Annotated in this window: 14 protein-coding genes; 12 read left to right on the top strand and 2 right to left on the bottom strand. The window is 57.6% G+C overall.

The annotated features are described in order from the left end of the window. Positions 1-22: 22 nt before the first annotated feature. Complete coding sequence (gene fliG, locus KUW18_RS04485) at positions 23-1,027, bottom strand: flagellar motor switch protein FliG (RefSeq protein WP_222162374.1); 1,005 nt, start codon at positions 1,025-1,027, stop codon at positions 23-25. Beyond that, on the bottom strand, positions 1,020-2,753 hold the full coding sequence (gene fliF / locus KUW18_RS04480) for a flagellar basal-body MS-ring/collar protein FliF (RefSeq protein ID WP_222484817.1): 1,734 nt from the start codon (positions 2,751-2,753) through the stop codon (positions 1,020-1,022). Before fliF ends, fliG begins: the two co-directional genes overlap by 8 nt. Before the next feature lie 251 nt (positions 2,754-3,004). Here fliF and fliE point away from each other — a divergent pair, with 251 nt between their 5' ends. From fliE to rfbD, 12 genes are all read left to right on the top strand, one after another. Then, positions 3,005-3,340 carry a flagellar hook-basal body complex protein FliE gene (fliE, locus tag KUW18_RS04475; protein WP_222560900.1) on the top strand — a complete coding sequence of 112 codons (336 nt, stop codon included), beginning with the start codon at positions 3,005-3,007 and terminating at the stop codon, positions 3,338-3,340. 209 nt (positions 3,341-3,549) lie between these two features. Continuing rightward, entirely contained in the window at positions 3,550-5,238 is a 1,689-nt protein-coding gene (locus KUW18_RS04470; RefSeq protein ID WP_222560899.1) for a methyl-accepting chemotaxis protein, read from the top strand. A 197-nt stretch (positions 5,239-5,435) separates the two neighbouring features. Then, entirely contained in the window at positions 5,436-7,331 is a 1,896-nt protein-coding gene (locus KUW18_RS04465; RefSeq protein WP_222560898.1) for a methyl-accepting chemotaxis protein, read from the top strand. Positions 7,332-8,929: 1,598 nt separating this feature from the next. Then, on the top strand, positions 8,930-9,844 hold the full coding sequence (cysD, locus tag KUW18_RS04460) for a sulfate adenylyltransferase subunit CysD (protein WP_206943683.1): 915 nt from the start codon (positions 8,930-8,932) through the stop codon (positions 9,842-9,844). 199 nt (positions 9,845-10,043) lie between these two features. Next, positions 10,044-11,957 (top strand): sulfate adenylyltransferase subunit CysN, encoded by a 1,914-nt coding sequence (cysN, locus tag KUW18_RS04455; protein ID WP_222560897.1) that lies wholly within the window; start codon positions 10,044-10,046, stop codon positions 11,955-11,957. A 49-nt stretch (positions 11,958-12,006) separates the two neighbouring features. Next, positions 12,007-12,594 carry a DVU3141 family protein gene (locus KUW18_RS19865; protein ID WP_315899920.1) on the top strand — a complete coding sequence of 196 codons (588 nt, stop codon included), beginning with the start codon at positions 12,007-12,009 and terminating at the stop codon, positions 12,592-12,594. 116 nt (positions 12,595-12,710) lie between these two features. After that, entirely contained in the window at positions 12,711-14,402 is a 1,692-nt protein-coding gene (locus KUW18_RS04445) for a polysaccharide biosynthesis/export family protein (protein ID WP_222560895.1), read from the top strand. Between the two features lie 4 nt (positions 14,403-14,406). After that, positions 14,407-15,231 (top strand): ABC transporter permease, encoded by an 825-nt coding sequence (locus tag KUW18_RS04440; protein ID WP_222560894.1) that lies wholly within the window; start codon positions 14,407-14,409, stop codon positions 15,229-15,231. Positions 15,232-15,241: 10 nt separating this feature from the next. Beyond that, positions 15,242-16,216, top strand: a complete 975-nt coding sequence (locus KUW18_RS04435; protein WP_222560893.1) for an ABC transporter ATP-binding protein — start codon at positions 15,242-15,244, stop codon at positions 16,214-16,216. Between the two features lie 55 nt (positions 16,217-16,271). Further along, on the top strand, positions 16,272-17,354 hold the full coding sequence (locus KUW18_RS04430; protein ID WP_222560892.1) for a chain-length determining protein: 1,083 nt from the start codon (positions 16,272-16,274) through the stop codon (positions 17,352-17,354). Positions 17,355-17,578: 224 nt separating this feature from the next. Next, positions 17,579-18,646, top strand: coding sequence for a dTDP-glucose 4,6-dehydratase (gene rfbB, locus KUW18_RS04425; protein WP_222560891.1), 1,068 nt, complete (start codon positions 17,579-17,581; stop codon positions 18,644-18,646). Then, positions 18,643-19,524: a dTDP-4-dehydrorhamnose reductase gene (gene rfbD, locus KUW18_RS04420; protein ID WP_222560890.1), complete on the top strand. Its 882-nt coding sequence runs from the start codon at positions 18,643-18,645 to the stop codon at positions 19,522-19,524. The genes rfbB and rfbD overlap by 4 nt, the downstream gene beginning before the upstream one ends. Positions 19,525-19,823: the final 299 nt, after the last annotated feature.

Raw genomic sequence — 19,823 nt, 5'->3', positions numbered from 1 at the left:
GTCATGCGTCTTGTGCACGCCCCTAGACATAGGCTTCGTCCCCTCCACTGAGCACAATTTCGCCGTTGTCGGCGAGGCGGCGCACCACTTGCAGGATGACCTTCTGTTCGGCTTCCACCTGGGAGACCCGAATCGGGCCGCGGGCATCCATGTCTTCCTGCAGCAGGTCGGCGGCACGTTGGGACATGTTGACCAGGAACTTGGCCTTGAGGGTTTCCGGAGCGCCCTTGAGGGCGATGACCAGACTGTTGGTCTCGATTTCCTTGAGCAGCAGCTGGATGCTGCGATCGTCGAGGTCGCCGATGTTCTCGAACAGGAACATCTCGTCGATGATCTTCTGGGCCAGGTCCTCGCTGTGGGAGCGCACCGTGTCGATGGCGGCCTCTTCCTGGGTGGTATTCATCAGGTTGAGGATCTCTGCCGCGGTACGTACGCCACCCATCTTGCTGCGTTTGAGGTTCTGCCCGTCGAGCATGCTGGTCAGCACTTCGGTGAGTTCCTGCAGCGCTGCTGGCTGAACGCCGCTGAAGGTGGCGATCCGCAGCACCACATCGTTGCGCTGCTTTTCGTCGAACAGTTCGAGTACATCGGCGGCCTGGTGGCGCTCCAGGTGCACCAGCACGGTGGCAATGATCTGCGGATGCTCGTCGCGGATCAGCTCGGCCACGGTGGCCGGTTCCATCAGGTTGAGGGCATCGATGCCGCTGCTGGTGCCGGCGGTTTCCAGCACGTCTTCGATCAGGCTCGAGGCGCGCTCGCTGCCTAGTGCCTTGGTCAGCACCGAGCGGATGTGTTCGCTGGAATTCATGTTGAGACCGATGAACTCCTCGGTCTCGGTGTGGAAGTCATGCAGGACCCTTCGCATCTCTTCGTGGGAGATCTGGCCGAGCTGGGCCATCTCCCGCGATATCTGCTGGATCTCTTTGGCATTCAGGTACTTGAATACCTCTGCAGCGCTATCTTCGTCCAGGGCAAGCAGCAGCACGGCGCTGCGTCGAATGCCGCTCGAGGTTTCGATGCTAGTCATTGGCGTTCATCCAGCTGCGCACGATCATGGCGACCAGACGTGGGTCTTCCTGAGCCATTTCCCGCAGGTCATTGAGATTCTGTTCGTAGGCATTGGCCTTGCGCTTGCGTCGGTTGTCACGGCTGTATGTGGCCGCCTCGTCTTCGCCTGACTCGCTGTCGCCATCAGCCTTGTGCTCGCCTTCGGCCTCTTCGTCGCCGACCCGGGCCGAGAAGGCACTGGGCATCGCAGGCGCTGGCGGGGTTTCCGTATAGCGGCGAATCAGCGGGCGCAGGACCAGCAGGTACAGCAGCAGTGCAGCCAGCAAGATCAGCAGGTAACGACCTATCTCCTTGGCCAGCTGGTGGACCATGGGGTCCTTCCACCAGGTCGGCTCGACCAGCGCATCCGGCTGGGTAAACGGACGGTTGACCACGGACAAGGCGTCGCCGCGCTCCTCGGAGTAGCCCATGGCCTGGCGCACCAGGGTCTCGACCTCGGCCAGCTGGGTGTCGGAGAGGGGCGTGCGGGTGGCTTCGCCGGCGTCGTCGACGCCATCCTGATAGTTGATGACCACCGCGGCGGAGAGGCGCTCGATGCCTCCACGCTGGTGCTGTACGTGGGAGACCTGGCGGTCGACCTCGTAGTTGGTGACGTCATCGCGGCGAACTCGCTGGGCGCTGGCCTGTTCGTCGCCGGCGGTGTCCTGGGCGTTCCCCGGCTGCTCGGCGGCCGCCGGGTCGGTCTCTCCGTTGTCAATCGGCGACGCGGCGGTGGTCGGGGCGCTGTTGCTCAGGGCACCCGGGATGCCGCTGGCCAGATCGCCCTGGCCATTGATGTCCAGGCTTGACTGGTGACTGCGCACGGCGGCCTGGTTAGGGGGCTGATTGGGGCCGTAGCGCTCTTGGGTCTCTTCACGCTTGGAGAAGTCGACCTGAGCGGTGATCTGCGCGTGCACGTTGGCAGGGCCCACCAGTGGCGCCAGGATGTCCTCGATCCGTCGCTGATAGGAACGCTCGACCTCGGCGATGTAGTCGAGCTGGGTGCCGTCGAGCCCTAGCCCGCTGTGGCTGGCCGCCGACAACAGACGACCGTTCTGGTCGATCACCGTCACGTCTTCACCGGCAAGGTCGGGCACGCTGGATGACACCAGGTGGACCATGGCGGCCACCTGGCCTTCTCCGACTCGCCTGCCGGGCTCGAGGGTCAGCACCACCGAGGCCTTGGCCGGCTGGCGTTCGCGCACGAACACCGAATCCTTGGGCAGCGCCAGATGTACCCTGGCATCGGCGACCGGGCCCAGCGAGGCAATGGAGCGAGCGAGCTCACCCTCGAGGCCCCGCTGGTAGTTGATCTGCTCAGCGAATTGACTGATACCGAAGGCCTGGTCCTGCATCAGCTCAAGGCCCACGTTGCCGCCGTGGGGCAGGCCTTGTTCGGCCAGCTGCAGGCGCAGGGTGTGCAGTTGATCGTCCGGCACCAGCAGGGCGTGGCCGCCGGCGGAGAAACGATAGGGTACGCCGCGACTGTCGAGCTCGGTGATGATGGCACCACCGTCGGCTTCGCTGAGGTTGCTGAATAGCACGCGATACTGCGGGCGTGAGGCCCACAGCACCAGGGCGACGATGAGCGCGATCGAAGCTGCCCCTGCCAGCAGCAGCGGAATCAAGGGCTTGCCACCCAGTCTTGACGTCAGTCCGGACAGGGGGCCCGCGCTGGTGGCTTTGGCGTCTGCCGTGGCGCTCATGGACGATTCCTGTGCGGAAGAGACGTGTAAAGTCGAGTCATTGGCATGACCGGTGGTCCGTTGGTCGAGTGGCCGCGGGCAATGCCCGGTTCTGTGTTGATGCCTATTATCGCGAGGCCTGGTCGAGCCAATGATTGAAATAGCCCATGTTTTGTCGGCCATTTACGGCGATGAGCAGGACGCAAGACTTGGTAGGCTTGCCTGCGACGATCGGGGAACTCCCTGTAGACTAACGAGCACCAGGACTTCACATGTCGACACCCGCGATGCAATCGGCTCTGGCCCAGATGGCCACCATGGCCCGTGATGCCGGTCAGGTTTCTGCGTCACAGCCTCCAGGCGTGCGCGATGGGGCCGAAGCCGACGGCGGCTTCGCCGATGCACTCAAGTCCTCGATACAGCGCATCAATGAGTTGAAGGCGACGGCCGACACCCAGGCCAAGGCCTTTCAGGCTGGCGTTCCGGGCGTCGAGCTCAACGATGTGATGGTCGACATGCAGAAGGCCAGCGTGGCTTTCCAGATGGGCCAGCAGGTGCGCAACCGCCTGGTGTCGGCCTATCGGGACGTCATGAACATGCAAGTCTAGGCTGGCCTCTTACCAGCCCTATCCCCAGCCCTATCCCCAGCCCTATCCCCAGCCCGAGAGGCGCCTGGGCGCAAGGCAGGCTGTGCGTGAGCCGTAGGCGGTTGCCTCGGGCGCCGAGTCCCGTTTCGACACAGTCTTGTCATCAATAGCTGGTATTCCTGCCGCACCCCTTCGCTCAAGAAACGGGACAACCAGGGAACCTTGCTCCGATGACGCCTCTTCGCTTTCTTTCCATCCGCACCGGCGGCCTGCTGGTGCTGGCGCTGTTCTTTTTCCTTATGGCGGGCCTTGGTGGGCTTGGCCTGTATGCCAACCAACAAGGCCGTGAAGCCTTCGACACGATGCGAGAGGAGCATGTCGAGCAATTTCGGCTGCTCAACCTGGCTCAGACCCAGGTCTTTCGCTCACGCGTAGAGATGGACCGGGCGGCGCGGCTGACGCGGGTCCCTTCCTTCGATCGTCCTGGGCCGGTCATCGAAGCGGCCGAGGCGCTGCTGACGGATGCCAAGCTGGCCTTTGACGATTTTATGGCGTCGGACGCCAGTGAGGCCCTGTCGAACAACAGGTCAACGCTGGAACAGCACTTTCGCTCGCTGGTCGGTACCGGCCTTGAGCTGCAATTGATGCTGCTCAAGGAGGGCGACCTGGGGGGCTACGATGCGGGGCAGTCCCGCCTGACGGCCATGAGCCACGATTTCGTGGAGGGTGTGGAGGCCTTTTCGGCCGAGGCGCTGGCCCAGGAGGCGCGGCTTGCAGCGGGCTTTCGCCACCTGGCGGACAGCATGAATATGGCGCTGGCCGCGACGCTGGGGCTGTCACTGCTGGTGTCTGTGTTGCTGGCCTTTGGCGTGAGACGTCACGTTCTTCAGCCGCTCAAGGCGTTGCTGCGCCACTTTGAGGCTTTGGCTCAGGGGCAGCTCGAGCGGCCACTGCCAGACCGGGGCAACAACGAGGTAGGGCAGTTGTACCAAGGCGTTGAGTCACTGCGTCTGGCCTTGGTGAAGAACGTGCGTGACATGCGTGAGACCAGCGACAGCCTCCGCCACAACGCCGAACGCATGCAGGATGATGGCCGTGAGCTGTCCCGTCGCACCCAGCAGCAGGCGGCGGCCCTGGAGCAGACGGTCGCCAGCCTGGAGCAGTTGACGGCGACCGTGGCGCAGACGGTGGCCCATCTCGGTGAGGCCAATCGCCTGGCCGATGACGTGGGGCAGCGTGCTGCCAGCGGCAGTGAAGGAGTTGCCGCGGTGGCAACGGCCATGGCCGAGATTCAGCGTCACGCGGACCAGGTTCAGGCGATGGTCAAGCTGATCGATGATATTGCCTTCCAGACCAACCTGCTGGCCCTCAATGCGTCGGTCGAGGCCGCTCGAGCCGGGGAGCACGGTCGTGGATTTGCCGTGGTGGCGGCAGAGGTGCGCAGTCTGGCGGCGCGCAGTGCGGAGGCTGCGGGCGAAATTCGTGATCTGACCGGGGCGTCCAGTGCCAGCGTGGCAGTCGGCGCCCGGCAGTCCCGTGACGCTGATGCGTCCATTCAAGGCATTGCCGGTGCAATCGTCGAGCTGGGGGCACGCATGGTGGAACTCGAACAGGCGGCTGGCGAGCAGCATCAGGGCCTGGATCAGCTCAACCAGGCCATGGCCGACATCGACAGCGTGACCCAACGCAATGCCGACATGGTAAGGCGCTCCAGGCAAGAGGCCGAGCGCCTGACGCAGACGGCTGTCGCGTTGACCGAGGCCAATGCGCACATGCGCCTTCCAGACACCTGCACGCATCTCGACGATGAATCTTCCTCCCTGGCCCCGCCGACGTCAGCGGCACGAACACAACGCCGGTGGCTGCCGCTGTTCAAGCGTCGACAAACTCTCAAGCCCCAGGGCATTGGAAGTGCATGACCTGGGTGCTGGCACAGGGACGACCTCAAGGGGGCATGCACCGGGAGGCAATGCTAATAAGTGAGTCGTGATGAACCGGCCTGCCAGGCCGTCAACAGAGCCCTTACCTGCGTTGATTAAAGGTGAGTGTGAAATCGCCGATAGAGCTTTTTGTCGACCTCGCTCACGCGAGGCCCACCCCCCTGACAGAGAGCGACATGATCCATTCATTGAGATTTCGGCTCCTGTTGACCACCGTGGCCGTCATCCTGGCGGCCCTGGTGATCAACGGCCTAGTGAACTTCAGCATTCTTCAGCATCATCAGGAGCGCCAGGTTGGTGAACAGCTGGCGTCCGTTGCCGAGGGCAACAAAGCCGCCATCGACGAATGGGTCGTCGGTCATGGCCGGCAGCTCGAGGCGTTGGCGCCAGCGGTGGCCGTAGCGGATCCGATGAGCGCGCTAGTGCAGCTTCAGGCAGGGGGTGGGTTCTACGCGACCTATATGGCCCACCAATCAAGTGGCGAAGCAGTATTTTCAGATGGCTGGCAAGCGCCCGCGGACTATGATCCGCGGCAACGCCCCTGGTACCTCCAGGCGGTGGCTGCAGAGTCGACGGTGGTGACACCTCCTTACAAGGATGCTGATAGCGGTAAGCTGGTGGTGACCTTTGCCACACCTTTCTATCGTCAGGGGAGCCTGGAAGCGGTAGCGGGTGGGGATATCATGATCGACAGCGTGATCGATGTCGTGAAGGGGATCGCCCCCACACCTAACAGCTTTGCCTTTCTGGTGGACGGGGACGGCAAGCTGGTCGCACATCCCGACGCGTCGCTCAGCCTGGTCCCGGCCAGCGAGCTTGCCGAACGTCTCACGCCAGACTTCCTGGTCCGCCTGAGTGAACAGCCGTCGCCGATCGAGGTCGAGATCGGTGAGCGTCTGCGCAAGCTGTACGCCACGCCCATCGATGGCACGGATTGGCAGCTGGTGATCGCCCTGGATAGCCAGGAAGCCGGTGCCAGCCTCGCCCAGGTGACACAGGCGTCGATCTGGACGCTGCTGATCGTTGGCCTGGTGGCACTGCTGGTGCTGGGTGTACTGCTTCGCTTCGCGCTCAAGCGGCTGTCCACCGCCAGGGATGCCATGGTGAATGTGGCCAGCGGCCATGGCGACCTGACCCGACGCCTGCCTGAAAGTGGCAAGGACGAAGTGGCGCAGATTGCAGCCGCCTTCAATCGATTTGTGTCGCGCATGGAGGCGGTGATGGTCACCATTCGCGAAAGCAGCGAGTCCGTGCGCGTGGCCGCAGGCGAGATTGCGCTAGGCGGTCAGGACCTGTCACGACGCAGCGAGTCGACGGCCTCGAGCCTGCAGCAGACGTCGGCATCCATCGAAGAAATCACCAGTACCGTGGCGCATACCGCAGCATCATCCAGGGAGGCTCGGCGCCAATCGGGTGAAGCGTCCGGAGTGGCCGAGAAGGGCGGCGAGGTAGTCGCTGAGGTGGTGACAACCATGGAGTCCATCACCGAGTCGTCAAGCCAGATCGGCGCCATCGTCAAGGTCATGGATGGGATCGCCTTTCAGACCAACTTGCTGGCGCTGAATGCATCGGTAGAGGCCGCGCGAGCGGGTGAGCATGGGCGCGGCTTCGCCGTTGTAGCAAGCGAGGTGCGCCAGCTCGCCACTCGCTCAGCCGATGCGTCACGAGAAATTCGTGGGTTGATAGAGACGTCCGGCGAGCGAGTCGCCAGTGGCACGGAACTGGTGCGTCGGGCCGGGCAGACCATGGACGAAATCGTTCACCAGGTGGGGCGCGTCGCCTTGAGTCTTGACGAAATCAGCGTGGCTGCCGATGAGCAGAGCGAGGGCATCGCCCAGGTCAACATCGCCGTCGCTGAGCTGGATCGTATGTCTCAGCAGAATGCCAGCCTGGTCGAAGAGTCCACTGCTGCCACCGAACGTCTGCTGGAGCAGGCAGACCGGCTGGGTCAGCTCGTCTCGGGGTTTACCTTGGGGACTCCCGCGACCTTGACCCAGACCAGAGGGCCATCGCCGGCGCATATGCCTGATCTGTCTTCGTCTACGAGTGGCTCCGCTGCTACGGCCGTCTAACCCTTGGGGACAGCCCGCTGACCATCCTACGGAGGAACGATGCTTATAAGAAGCGCCTATTCCGAGGGGCTGTTCTAAGGGCGGAGTGCTCTGAGAATGATGGGTCAGCGTGCCCGTCGCTTCCCTGGACATCTGGAGTCGTCGCCAGGCTCGGGGAGCGATGGGCATCGTACTTGTTCAGCCCATCCATGACATCGTACTTGTGACTGAGGCGTAGGGCTGAGTGGCGATGGCGCCCCGCCGCCGGCGTCGGGGCTGGTCATTCAGGACTCGGGTTTACGGCTAAGTGCACAGGGGGAATGAGAAATGTAGGTACCAAAGGTCTGTTGTGTCGATATCGTGTCAATGTCATTTCGCGCTTGCCGATCGAGGCTGCGGCCCTTCCATGCTTCCCCTACTCATTGGCGTCTGACTTTCGTCGACTTCCTACGTTTAATGCCGTAGAGCCAATGTGTGTCCGAGGATTGTCCTTAAGGACGAGGGGATGAACGGGTTTTTTAAAATTATAGAAATTAATATATTAATCCCGTCACGTTAAAATATTAGTATGATGACGTGGTTTTTTTAATTACCCGGCAGCTTTGCATAATCAACTTCGAATAAAGCGTCCTCACTTCTCCCGTGCCATTACGCCGTGCTCTTAGCCATCGCCATGGCTTAATTCCATTCAGCAAAGCGCTGAGGTTGTTATATGTACAACAGTCGTAGGAAATAAGTCGATTACTGTGCTTTCACGAGGCTTTCTTTTTCTTTATTGTTCGTATCTCATTGTTTTTATATTATTTTTTGTTTATTTTCATGCGCTTGTCGGTGCCTTTTCGCCTTCGTTGTCGGGGCGTGAAGTTCATGTTTATTTGTATCGGCATAATTGTATGTCGCTGGATTACTCATTATGCCGAAGTCGTTTTATTTTCGTAGTGAATGGCAGGGTTGGCTGGATGATGACAGACAAGATCATTAACATCCTCGGTTGTAACGTAAGACGGTTCTTTTGTTTCAAAGTGTATGAAGAGCCGCGTAACAGAAAAAATGTGCAGAAAGTGCTGTTGGGCACTGAAGTGGGCGAGGGGAAACGTCCGTGACATCCCCGGGGCGGTAGCGTGCTTTTAGCATTGTTCACGTATATATCGTCCCATCGGCACGTCAGAGTCTGGCAACGACGCGTTAACACATAAGCCTTATCACTCAAGGCGCCATCACACAGGCACCAAGATAAGGGCTGCAGTTGTTGCAGTTGGGTAAGGGGCAGAAGACAGGGGCAGAAAAAAGGGTCAGAAGACAGGGGCAGAAAAAAGGGTCAGAAAAAGAGGGCTTGGCATGGCGTTCACGAACCTGCTGTTTCCATGCCGCCGCAGGCCCCTGACGGTGTCTCCGCCGGTCCTGCTCCTTCCCCGGATGCTTGCTGACACCCTTGCTCACACCTCCTCTTTCACTCTTGCTATAGCAGCCGGCCCCTCCAGCTGTCTCGCCGACGCGCCATGGCCGAACCGTTCCCCTGTACTTCCGATGTCATCTCTCATCACTTTTCTGATGACCCCCTTGCGACCGTATTTCTGGCAGGCATAGGCCGGCCTCTGCTTTCTTGAGGATTAGCTTCCATGGATCTAGCACCCGACAGGCAGACTCACCTGAGACAACTCGAGGCTGAGTCGATCCATATCATCCGAGAGGTGGCGGCCGAGTTTCGTCGGCCCGTCATGCTGTACTCGATTGGCAAGGACTCGTCGGTGATGCTGCATCTGGCTCGCAAGGCGTTCTTTCCCGGGACGCCCCCGTTTCCCCTCATGCACGTCAACACGACCTGGAAGTTTCGGGAGATGATCGCCTTCCGGGACCTCATGGCCAAGCAGTCAGGCATGCAGCTTATCGAGCACATCAATGAGGAAGGCGTCGCTGCCAACATCAACCCGTTTGACCATGGCAGTGCCAAGTACACCGATGTGATGAAGACTGCCGCACTCAAGCAAGCGTTGGACCAGCATGGTTTCGATGCTGCATTCGGTGGCGCTAGGCGTGATGAAGAGGCCAGCCGTGCCAAGGAACGCATCTTTTCCTTTCGTGACCGCCACCATCGCTGGGAGCCCAAGAGCCAACGTCCCGAGCTATGGAGTCTGTACAACGCCAAGATCAACAAGGGTGAGTCGATTCGCGTATTTCCTCTCTCCAACTGGACCGAGCTGGATATCTGGCAATACATCCATCTCGAATCGATTCCCATCGTCCCGCTGTACTTCGCTGCGCCACGCCCGGTGGTCGACAGAGACGGAATGCAGATCATGGTGGACGATGAACGCCTCCCCCTGGCCCATGATGAAGTCCCTCAACAGCGCTGGGTGCGTTTTCGCACTCTGGGGTGCTACCCGCTGACCGGTGCGGTCGAGTCACGGGCATCGACACTACCCGAGATCATTCAGGAAATGCTGTTGACTCGCACCAGCGAGCGAAGTGGCCGCGCTATCGACCATGACCAGGCCGGTTCGATGGAGAAGAAGAAGCGCGAAGGCTACTTCTGACATCACGTCATAGCAACAAGCCTACTTGGCAGCAGATGTAGGCCGCCGCTCTAGGTTGCAAGCATCGAGATGACGGCACCTCGACACCTGAGCGCGGCGGTCAACCCGTGGATGTTGGCTCTGCCTGGGCAGCGTTGCTGCCGCGTTTACCCCCGGCCGTTTTGCATGGCGGCATTCTCTCTTTCAACAGGAATTCTGCATGTCCCACCAGTCCGAGCTGATTGCCAGCGATATCGAGCGCTACCTTCACGAGCATGAAAACAAGGACCTGCTGCGGTTTATCACCTGCGGCAGCGTGGACGACGGCAAGTCGACCCTTATCGGCCGCCTGCTGCATGACTCGAAGATGATCTATGAGGATCAGTTGGCTGCCATCACTCAGGCCTCTCGGACCAGTGGCACGACGGGGGATGAGGTGGACCTTGCCCTGCTTGTCGATGGACTGCAGTCCGAGCGAGAGCAAGGGATTACCATTGATGTGGCATACCGGTTTTTCTCCACCGACCGGCGCAAGTTCATCATTGCTGATACGCCTGGTCACGAGCAGTACACCCGCAACATGGCGACTGGGGCGTCGACGGCAAGTCTTGCCATTATCCTGATAGATGCGCGACATGGTGTGCAGACTCAGACACGGCGCCATAGCTTTATCTGTGACCTGCTGGGTATCCAACATCTGGTGGTAGCGATCAACAAGATGGATCTGGTGGGCTACGACCAGCGGCGCTATCAAGAGATCGTTGAACAATATCAGTCAGTTGTCGATCGCGTCAGCGCTCGGGATATCCGCTTTATGCCGATTTCAGCGCTCAAGGGTGACAATGTGGTGGAGCCAAGTAGCGAGATGCCCTGGTATGACGGGCCGAGCCTACTGGAGCTGCTGGAAACGGTGGAATTGCAGCATGATCAGAATTTGCGTGACCTGCGCTTGCCCGTGCAGTTCGTCAGTCGCCCTAACCTGGACTTTCGCGGTTATGCCGGCACGCTGACGTCCGGGATCTTGACGGCAGGTGCCACGATCAGGGTCCTGCCCCGGGGAACCACGAGCCAGGTGAAGCGTATCGTTACCATGGATGGGGATCTCGAGGCTGCGTTTCCGGGGCAGGCCATCATGGTCACTCTGGCTGGCGACATCGATGTTTCGCGAGGAGACTGGATCGTAGCTGCCGATGACCCTGTGACTCTATGCGATGGTTTCGAAGCCGATATCGTGTGGATGCATGAAACGCCGTTGGAGCCCGGCAAGCTCTACGACATCAAGCTGGCTACGCGGGACCTGGCCGGGAAGGTAGTGGCCATCGATTACCTGGTCGACGTCAACACCTTGGAGCAAAGACATGGTGTACAGCTCGATCTCAATGCCATTGCGCGCTGCCGCCTGGAGCTGACAGCCGAGGTGCCAGTAGATGACTACCGCCGCTACCCGGGTACCGGGTGTTTCATACTGATTGATCGGCTCACCAACCTGACCGTTGGTGCAGGCATGATTCATAGCCCTGTGGATAGCGAACTGCCATATGAGTTTCGCAATCATGACAGCAAAGCCAGCGTGGTCTGGAATCGCACCACGGTCACCAAGGCCATGCGTGAGCGAACCAATGGTCATGCTGGCCGATGTGTCTGGTTCACCGGTCTATCTGGCTCCGGCAAGTCCACACTGGCGAATGCTCTGGAAGTCGAACTGAATCGACGTGGCTATCACACCATGATTCTCGATGGAGACAATATCCGTCACGGGCTGTGCAAAGATCTCGGGATGAATGAGAGAGATAGAGCAGAAAATATTCGGAGAGTCGGTGAAGTAGCACGTCTCTTCGCAGAATCCGGCGTCATTGTGATAACGGCGTTTATTTCACCTTTTCGCGCAGACAGAGAAGCCGCTAGAGCTCTGTTCGATCAGGATGGTTTTGTAGAAGTGTTCGTGGATACGCCCCTGGATGTGTGTGAGAAAAGAGACCCTAAGGGACTGTATCAAAAGGCAAGAGAGGGAAAAATTGCCGATTTCACTGGCATCAACAGCCCCTACGAAGCACCCGTCGATGCCGAAATCGTTGTGGATACTGAGAAGATGAGCGAGAAGGACATTATTGCGAAGTTGCTGAAATATATGTAAGCGTCTACCTAAAGCCATTTGGCGGGACAATCTCAGTGTTTTTGTCACGATGATGTCGGGGTTATACATTTCTGTTAAACACGCTTTTCTTTCTGTGCAGACATGCCATAGAAAGCGACATTATCGCGAGCTCAGAAGCATGGCCGGACAATGCAGGGGACGAAAGGTAGATGCGATGGATGATAAAGGGATGAGTATAGGGGTAGGGGAAGAAAGAGCAAAAAGCGCTGGCAGCAGGGCAGTGTACCAGCGCAGTCAGATACGACTGTCTGCATTAGCACTGCTGTTGCTGTGGACTCTGGGGGGATGTACTCATTCGCCCATGGCGCCGACCCGTGTTGACGCCAGCATTATGGCTACGCCGACTGGGCGGCCGTTAGATGCATCGCTGGCACGGTTTCTGACAGACGCTAGTGCGGGTAGCGTCACGGTCTTGCCGAGCAGCCCCTGGGGAGCCAATGCCGAGGTACAGGCAGATGCCCCCTATTTTGCTGCGAGTCGGCGAATCTGCCGTCATCTCACGATACGTCGCGCCAACGCAGAGCGGATGGTGGCAGTGGCCTGCCGGGATGAGCAAGGTAACTGGACCAGTGATCGATTGGTGACGGCGCTGTATAACGGAGCGGAGACCTGGTGATGGCGTACATGGACGGTACGAATGGGGGAAGCGAGCTGGGTGGACGAGCTGGAACAGTTGAAGCAGACCGCAAAGGGGGGAGCTGTCGAACCGAGGTAGGCCTGCGGGCACACATCATGTCTCTTATCATGTTGGTGTGGCTTATTTTGCTTCCGGTTGCCGCCATGGCACAGAGCCTGGTGCTGCCGGATGACATTCTGCCAGACGCCCAACGACAGGAAGGTGTTGAGGCGATTGACGACCGGCCCCGCACAAACTGGCATAACGATCACTATGGGCCTGTGGCTTCTTCGTCTATCTCCAGTACAACCCCCGGCGTTGACCTGTTGCCTCCCTTTGGCGACAACCTTTTCGCGGGAGGGTTCCGCGGCACTATGGCGGACGGCTTGAATCGCGACTACCGGATCAAGCCTGGTGACCAGGTGACATTGAGGGCCTGGGGCGCGGTAGAGTTTGATCGCGTGGTGCCAGTTGATGCGCAGGGAAATATCTTTCTGCCCTCGATAGGGCCGCTTGCGGTGCAAGGCTTGAGTCACGGTGAGCTGGATGCCAGGGTGCGGGCTGCCATTCAGAGCATCTACCCCGACAATGTGCAGGTCTACACCAATCTTCAAGGTGTCCAGCCCGTGGGCGTCTATGTGACCGGCTACGTTCATAGCCCGGGTCGCTACGCAGGCACACCATCAGACTCGATTCTGTACTTTCTTGATCAGGCCGGCGGCATCGACAACGCTCTTGGCAGTTATCGTCGGGTCAAGCTGATGCGCCAAGGCCAACACTTAGCCAGCTTCGATCTTTATCGTTTTCTACTGGACGGCAGAATTGCTCGGCCCCAGCTCCGCGATGGCGACACTATCGTGGTTGAGGAGCGTGGGCCCTCGATTGCGGTAACGGGAGACGTGGAGCGTGCCTATCGCTACGAGCTGTTGACGAACCAGTTGAGTGGCAGTGAGCTGGTCACCTTGGCACGTCTGAAAAGTGGGGTATCGCATGCACTGCTCAGGGGACAGAGAGCGACCGGCCCGATGGCGACGTATCTGACACTGGCGGAATTTGTGGGCCGCCAGATCAGGCCCGGCGATGAGGTCATCTTCAGCGCTGATCATCAGGAAGACACCATTGTGGTGACGTTGGAAGGGAGCTTTATGGGGCCGTCTCGATTTGCTCTCCCTATCGACGCTCGCTTGGGTGAGTTGCTGGATGCGGTCGCCGTCCAGCGAAACCTGTCTGCTAGCGGCAATGTCTCGATTCGCCGAGAGAGTGTCGCTCTCCAGCAGAAGCAGGCATTGGAAGATAGCCTGCGTCGTCTGGAAACAACCTACCTTGGAGCATCATCCGCTACTGACGAGGAAGCGCAGATACGGGTTCGTGAAGCTGAGTTGATTCAGACCTTCGTAGCTCGTGCCCGTCAGCTGGAGCCTAGTGGGCGGCTCGTGGTGGCAAGTGATCAAGGGGTTGCGGACATCAGGTTGCAGGATGGTGATGTGGTAACCCTGCCCGAGGCGTCTGACTCGGTGCTGATCAGCGGTGAAGTTGTCGTTCCCCAGGCGATGGTCTTTCAGACGGGAGCTGGGCTTGATCACTATCTTGAGGCTGCAGGCGGGCTGACGCAGAGGGGGGATGACGACCATATTCTGGTGGTGAGGCAGAACGGCGCCGTTCGGAATGCGGATGATGTCGCGCTCCAGCCTGGAGATGAAATTCTGGTGATGCCCAAGGTACCGACCAAGAATCTCCAGCTGGCGACGAGCCTGACGCAGATTCTCTACCAGATTGCCGTGGCCACCAAGGTTGCGGTCGATCTCTAGTGCAATGGCGGATCGTGGGGAGAGTGCAAATATGACTCGTACGGCGACGCGGCATCCCTGGGTGGTGACACGCAGTGTGTGGTATGCGCTTTTCCTGCGGGAAGCGATAGCCCGCACCATGACCGACCGCATGGGCTGGTTCTGGATGGTAGCAGAACCGGTTCTCTTCACGCTGATCATGGTAGGTATCCGGAGTTTTATTCATGCGGATAGTCTGCTGATAGGTGCGCCTTTTCTGCCATGGATGGTAGTCGGCTTGATGGGGTTCTTCCTAGTGCGAGAGGGCATGACCAGAGGTATGGGGGCCATAAGGTCGAGTCAGGCACTGTTTGCCTATCGCCAAGTCGTGCCTAGTGATCCTGTGATAGTGCGGGTTGCCTTAGAGGGGCTGCTACGGTCTTTTATTTTTCTCATTTTTATTGTTGGCGGCTTGCTTCTCAAGGAAGAAGCTATGGCCCCAGACGATGCGCTGATTGCACTATCGTGGTGGCTGGCGCTGTGGTTTCTCGGGCTGGCACTCGGGTTGGTTGTATCTGTATTAGCCACTCTGGTTGTTGAATTGGCTATCGTGCTAAAGATGGTAATGATGCCTCTAATGATATTGTCAGGCGTCATTTTTCCTATTCAGGTAGCCCCACACTGGGCACAGCAGTATCTGCTACTAAACCCAGTGGTACACGGGCTTGAATACCTAAGAACAGGCTTTTTCTCGTCCTACGGGAAGGTGTCGGGTACCAGTGGGGTTTATTTCTGGTTGGTAACGCTAGCATTAATGTCACTTGGCTTGATATTGCATCTTCGCTTCAAGCATCAATTAGTGGCTCAGTGATCAAGGCGCCATGATTGAGATAGAGCATCTGTATAAGCGTTATCACCATCACTTAGTCAGGGACTGGGTGCTGAAGGATATCCATCTGACGATCCCGACCGGGGTCAGCGTGGGCGTACTGGGGGGGAACGGTGCTGGCAAGTCCACGTTGCTTCGACTGATTGCGGGAATGGATACGGCAGAGCGCGGATGCATACGCCGTCACGCCCGGGTGTCCTGGCCGATGGGACTTGCGAGCGGGTTTCAGGCCAGCCTGACTGGGCGTCAGAACGTAAAGTTCGTAGCACGCATTCATGGCGGGCGCAGGGATGTCAGTGATGTCATTCGGAAGGTTGCAACATTTGCTGAGCTTGGCGAGGCCTTTGATGAGCCGATTCGAACCTATTCAAGTGGTATGCGCTCGCGACTCAATTTTGGCCTCTCACTCGCGTTCGACTTTGATGTCTATCTGTCGGATGAAGCGACGTCCGTCGGGGACCGGGCCTTTAGGGCCAAAGCCACTCAAGCCTTCAAGGAACGTGTAGGCCGTTCAAGCCTGATCATGGTCTCTCACAGCGAGGGAATATTGCGAGAACTTTGCCAGGCCGGGATCTATTTGAAGGAAGGCCAGGCCTTCTGGTTTGATGATATTGATGATGCTATAGCCGTGTATCATCGTGACAGCGATCAGAAGTCAGTAGCGCGTCAGCCAGCTCCTCCTAGTGAGACACAGCCCCGCTCCCTGCAGCCTACAGCGGGACTTGACCGTATGGCACTTGAAGATCTTAGAAAGCTACTGCGCAAGCGACGTCATACGATGATGCGTTGGCAGGGACGTCTGGACGAGATGGAACAAGCTGCTGCTTCCGGCAACACTAAGAGCGATGAAAAACTGCAGGAAAGCCTGATTCTTCGGCGCAATGTCGCAAGGGATCGTCTACACGAAATTCGTCGAGCGATTCAGGCAAGGGATCCGGCACATCAAGGTCATGGAACATCATCATGATGACAGGCCCTGGGGGTGAGCTTCTCTGGGGTATCGCTACCAAGGAAGAAACAAGATGCTGCGATGGTTTATAGGGCGACCTCACTGGTTGTTGGCTTTTTCTTCGATCGCTATCATGTCGTACTATTGGCTGTTCTGGGCCGAAGATCGCTATGTTTCAGAAGCCGTTGTGGTGCTGGAGAGCCCTCAGATCGCGCCTCAAACGTTTAGTTTGTCGAGTCTTCTTTCAGGCGGGAATGTCGACAGTGATATGTTGCTTTTGAGAGAGTATCTGCTCTCTGTCGACATGCTGAAATTAGCGGACAGACAGTTAGACTTGCGTTCCCACTACAGTAAACATGGAGATTTTCCAGCAAGGTTATGGAACGCGGATGCACCGATAGAAGATATGCACGAGTACTATTTAAAGCGTGTGCGGGTGTCACTCGATGACTATGCAGGTGTTCTAAAGATTGAAGTACAGGCGTTTACTCCTGAGTTTGCTCAGCGGCTAACGTCTCTTCTGCTTGAGGCCGGCGAGTCTCATATGAACGCCATCGGACAACGTCTTGCCGAAGAGCAGGTACGATTTCTTGAGGTGCAGGTTGAGCGTCTTTCTCATAGACTTGATGAGAGTCGGGAAGATCTACTCGATTATCAGAACACTCACGGACTAGTATCGCCGACATCTACCGTTGATAGCCTTAATCAGGTTGTTGCAAGTCTGGAAGGCGAGTTGGCTAGAATGCAGGCACGAAGGAGTGCATTGGCTAGCTATTCCAGCCAACGCTCGGCAGACATGGTCAGAGTAGAGAGTGAAATCACAGCGCTACGGCAACAGATCGATCAGGAGCAGGAGCGGCTGGCCAAAGCAACAGGAGACTCTCTCAACCGGCTATCATCTGAATATCAGCGGCTTGAGTTGCGCGCCCGATTTGCTCAGGAAACATACTCGAGCGCACTGACTGCCTTGGAAGGGACCCGTATAGAGGCCGCTCGCAAGTTGAAGCAAGTGAGCGTGTTGCAGAGTCCCCTTCTGCCAGAATACGCCACCCGTCCAGAACGACTTTATAACCTTTCGATCTTTACCATCGTAGCAATATTTATTTCCTTCATTGCTAGTATGCTGTGGATGATTATTCAAGATCATAGGGATTAATGCGAAGCCAGTAGTGGCAACGACCATTGGTCACATTCATTCTGCTCTGATGCGAACACCTCTGACATCTATGGAGTGATAAGCGAATAATAGCTTGTCGGCCATCACGCCTGGTCAGTGTTATTCGCACGACTCTTACCTTCTATCGGCTAGCAGTGGTCATCCCGAAGGGATGCTGTCCACGGAGCCAGGCCGACCACTTGCACGACTACCAGGGGCGCTATATGACCAAGACCTTTCTTGTTACCGGAGGGGCTGGCTTTATCGGTTCGGCCGTTGTCAGAGAGCTGATTGCCAATACCTCACACCGCGTGATCAATGTGGACAAGTTGACGTATGCCGGGAACTTGGCCTCTGTCGCCTCCGTGGCGTATGACGCTCGCTATACCTTCGAGCGAGCTGACATTTGTGATAACGACGCCATGGCAAGACTTTTCGAGCAATATCAGCCTGACGTGGTCATGCACCTGGCTGCAGAAAGTCATGTTGATAGATCCATTGATGGGCCGCGAGAGTTTATCCAGACCAATGTAGTGGGAACGCTGACATTGCTTGAGGTGGCACGTGCGTATTGGGAGCGCACCAAACAAAGCGAAGAAGACAAGGCCAGGGGGTTTCGTTTTCATCACATCTCTACGGATGAGGTGTACGGTGACCTGGATGATGATGGTAGTCTTTTTACTGAGCAGACCCCCTACGCCCCCAGCTCACCTTACTCGGCTAGCAAAGCAGGATCAGATCACCTTGTTCGAGCATGGCTTCGTACCTATGGCTTACCATGCATTATCACCAACTGTTCCAACAACTATGGCCCTTACCACTTTCCCGAGAAGCTGATTCCGTTGATGATTCTCAAAGCGCTACAAGGCAGCCCCTTGCCGGTTTACGGTGACGGAGGGCAGGTGAGGGACTGGCTATATGTGGAGGATCACGCCCGTGCCTTGGTGCAGGTAGCAACGGAGGGTGTAGTGGGTGACACCTACAATATTGGTGGTCATAACGAAAAAACCAATCTGGAAGTGGTGCACATGCTCTGCGATCTTTTGACGGAGATGGCGCCGTCAACACATCACTATCGGGATCTTATTACCTACGTGAATGATCGTCCAGGGCATGATCGGCGCTATGCCATCGATGCTTCCTATATACAGCGAACGCTAGGCTGGGCACCTCGCGAAACCTTCGAATCAGGCTTGCGCAAGACCGTCTCCTGGTATCTTGCCAATGAGCGATGGTGGAAGGCAGTCCAGGATGGAAGCTACCGCGCCGAGCGGCTGGGCGTATTGTCATGAGCGTAGTGTTGCTGGGAGCCTCTGGTCAGGTAGGGCATGAGTTGCGCAAGGCCCTAGCGATTCATGCTGACGTGCAGGCACCCTCTCGATCCGAACTAGACCTCGCCGATATAGATCAGGTGCGCACCTATCTATCCCATTATCATCCTCAGTGGGTGATAAACGCCGCGGCTTACACCGCAGTGGATAAGGCAGAGACCGAGACCGAGCTTGCCTTTCGACTCAACGCTGGGTTACCAGAGTGTCTGGCCAAATACTGTGCCGAGCGAGATATATTGCTGACGCATTACTCTAGCGACTATGTGTACCCAGGTGATGGAGAGCAGTCCCGGAAGGAAGATAGCCCGACAGGACCATTGTCCTATTACGGGAAGTCCAAATTGGCGGGCGACGAGGCGGTGCAGGCCAGTGGCTGTGCAAGCCAGATATTCCGTACCAGCTGGGTGTACAGTGCCAGGGGCAATAACTTCATGAAGACCATGCTGAGACTTGGTCGAGAGCGTGAGTCGTTATCTGTCGTCGATGACCAAGTTGGCTCACCGACGCCCGCCCGACTGATTGCGGACATGACGGTATGGGCTTGGCAGCGCTATCTGGATGACCAGGAACTGACAGGGTTTTTTCACCTGGCGCCAAGAGGAGAGGTGTCATGGTACGGTTTTGCCTTAGAGATCTTTCGTCTAGCGAGAGAGGCGAATATCCCACTCGCGATAGATGAGGCGGCGCTGGCGCCTCTTGCGACAAGCGAATATCCCACCGCGGCGACGCGCCCTTCGAACTCCCGTCTTTGTCTTAGCCTTATTGAGAAAACGTTCGGTGTAAAAATGCCACACTGGAAGGACCAGCTGGCGCTAACGCTGACAGATTACCTGAAATAAGAAAGCGTTCGAAGTTAATGCTGTTGGCGTTTTGGAAGGGAGCGTATCTTCGCGGCTCTGAGTATAGCTTTCCCTAACGCTCATTCTCAATTTGCCTGATTCATTCCAGACTCTATCATTCCGACCTTCCGTCGGCTGAAAGATGTGTTTTTTTACAACAATACTCCGAGACTGGATCCTTTATATGGTCGATATCGCTCGATGAGCTAGAGGGTCGGTTAAACGATTGCAAAAATTGCAAATTAATTAACTGGTCCGTAAGTTGTTTAGAAAGGCAGCTTCTATATCCGTCTAACTTA

This window comes from Halomonas sp. DP5Y7-2, from assembly GCF_019802025.1.
GTDB lineage: Bacteria > Pseudomonadota > Gammaproteobacteria > Pseudomonadales > Halomonadaceae > Halomonas > Halomonas litopenaei_A.
The sequence above is the reverse complement of the archived record's forward strand: the minus strand, read 5'-3'. Positions and strand labels throughout refer to the sequence as shown.